Here is a 2694-nt window from a genome sequence, read left to right on the forward strand (position 1 = left end):
GCAGACAGCATTTCCCTGGGCAAGCCCTGGCCGGAAAAAATAGGACCGGCAGGTATTGCCATAGATGATGCGAATAAAAGGCTGTATGTAGTAACCAAGGAAAATAACAGCCTGTATATTATTGACCTTAGCAACAACAAGGTGTTGAACAAGATGCCCCTGGAAGCAGAAGCTTATACCTGTGTGTTGTCACCGGATGCTAAGCAGCTCTACATTTCCCTGTGGGGGGCTGATAAGGTAGCCGTGTTTGATACAAAACAGCAGCGTATTACAACAAGCATTGTAACAGAAAGCCATCCGAATGAGCTCATACTTTCTTCCAATGGCCGCTACCTGTATGTAGCCAATGCCAATGATAATACCGTATCTGTCATAAATGTTGCTGCCGCTAAAGTGATCGAAACCCTGAATACTGCTTTATACCCGGGTGCGCCGGCAGGCTCCACCACCAATGGGCTGGCCCTTTCCGCCAACAACCGCACCCTGTACATTGCGAATGCCGACAATAACTGCCTGGCGGTATTTGATGTGGAAAAGCCGGGTAAAAGCCGTTCCAGGGGTTTTATACCGGTAGGCTGGTATCCTTCCTGTGTAAGGGTATTGGGTAAAAAAGTGCTGGTGGCCAATGGCAAAGGATTTACCTCCCTGGCTAACCCGGAAGGGCCTAACCCCATCCGCAGGCAGGATGCAGCCGGCCGCCATGAAGGCAATATACGGACCGATAAGCCGGTACAATACATTGCAGCGCTGTTCAAAGGCACCCTTTCCATATTCAATGAGCCTGATGAGGCAACACTCAGCCGCTGGTCAGGCCTGGTATATGAAAATACGCCTTACACCAAAGCCCGTGAGCAGCTGGCGCCGGGAGCGGCCGGTAACCCCATTCCGCAAAAGCAGGGCGATGTTTCGCCCATCAAATACGTGTTTTATGTGATCAAGGAAAACCGCACGTACGACCAGGTGCTGGGCGATATGCGGGAAGGCAACGGGGATAGCAGCCTGTGTATATTCCCGGAAAAGATCACGCCTAACCAGCATGCCCTGGCCAGCGAATTTGTGCTGCTGGATAATTTTTATGTAGATGCAGAAGTAAGCGCAGATGGACACAACTGGTCAATGGCTGCTTATGCCACCGATTATGTGGAAAAAACCTGGCCTACCAGCTATGGCAAACGTGGCGGCACTTATGATTATGAAGGCAGCCGTAAAATAGCCTATCCTAAAAAAGGCTTCATCTGGGATTATTGCCAGCGGGCAGGGGTAAGCTACCGCACCTATGGCGAGTTTGCGGGAAGTAATAAGGCCAGCCTGAAATCGCTGGAAGGTCATTTCTGTATAGGTTATCCGGATTTTGACCTGGCCATCCAGGATATACACCGGCAGCAATTGTGGGCGCACGATTTTGATTCACTGGTGGCTGCAGGCGCCTTGCCGCATTTTAATACAATACGCCTGGGGAATGATCATACCAGCGGCATGCGTAAGGGCGCCTATACGCCTTATGCCGCCGTAGCAGATAATGACCTGGCAGTGGGCCGGCTGATAGAGCACATCTCCCATAGCCCTGTATGGAAAGAAAGCGCCATTTTTATTCTGGAAGATGATGCACAGAACGGTTCCGACCATGTGGATGCACACCGTTCCCCCGTATACGTGATAAGCCCTTATACCAAACGGAAAACCCCGGTACATAACATGTATGCCACCGCGGGAGTATTGCGCACCATGGAGCTGATCCTGGGCCTGCCGCCAATGAGCCAGTATGATGCTGCTGCAACACCTTTATGGGAATGTTTTACGTCCACCCCGGACCTGAGCCCCTATACTGCGCGGGAGGCAAATGTAAACCTGGAAGAGCGTAACACTGCCTGGAATGAGAGCGCCCGCCGTTCCGCCGCCTTTGACCTGGCGCATGAAGACCGTGCCCCGGACCTGGACCTGAATGAAGTGGTATGGAAAGCCATTCATGGCGAGCAGGCCATTATGCCCGCCCCGCGCAGAAGCGCTTTTGTAAAGCTTCGTGCAGATGATGACGAAGAGGAGGAGGAAGATGAATGATAGTTGGGGTTTATACTGCCAACTATTTTTATATCTTGCGCTTTCATAAGTTATAATTCCATGGTAGCACGAAGAGATTTTATCCGTAACAGCAGCCTGCTGGCAGGCGCTATAGGGTTGGGGTTCCCCAAACAGGTATTAGGTTGGGATGGTTATGCTTCACAACGTCCGCCGCTGGCGCAACGTAAGTTCACCAGCCAGGCAGTGGAAAAAGCAATTATCTCCATCAAAAAACAAATAGCCGATCCCAAGCTGGCCTGGATGTTTGAGAACTGCTTTCCCAATACGCTGGATACTACTGTAAACCATAAAACAATTGACGGCCGCCCGGATACGTTTGTGCTTACGGGTGATATTCATGCGATGTGGCTGCGCGATTCCTCTGCCCAGGTATGGCCTTACCTGCCGCTGATAAAGGAAGATAATGCCCTGCAGCAGCTAATTGCCGGTGTTATTAACCGTCAAACGAAATGCATTTTAATAGATCCTTACGCCAATGCCTTTAACGAAGGCCCCACCGGCAGCGAGTGGGATAAGGATCTTACTGATATGAAGCCGGAGCTGCATGAGCGCAAATGGGAAATAGATTCCCTTTGTTATACCGTACGCCTGGCCTACCATTATTGGAAAACCAGC

The 2694-nt window shown here is 50.9% G+C and carries 2 protein-coding genes; both read left to right on the forward strand.

Annotated elements, in window-relative coordinates; all coding sequences use genetic code 11:
* On the forward strand, window positions 1-2058 hold a 2058-nt coding region (locus VIM87_RS04045), incomplete at its 5' end, for a bifunctional YncE family protein/alkaline phosphatase family protein (RefSeq protein WP_331995732.1).
* Window positions 2059-2118: 60 nt separating this feature from the next.
* The coding region (locus tag VIM87_RS04050; protein WP_331995733.1) for a glycoside hydrolase family 125 protein at window positions 2119-2694 on the forward strand (576 nt) is incomplete at its 3' end.

The organism is Chitinophaga sp. (genome assembly GCF_036569125.1).
Lineage (GTDB): Bacteria > Bacteroidota > Bacteroidia > Chitinophagales > Chitinophagaceae > Chitinophaga.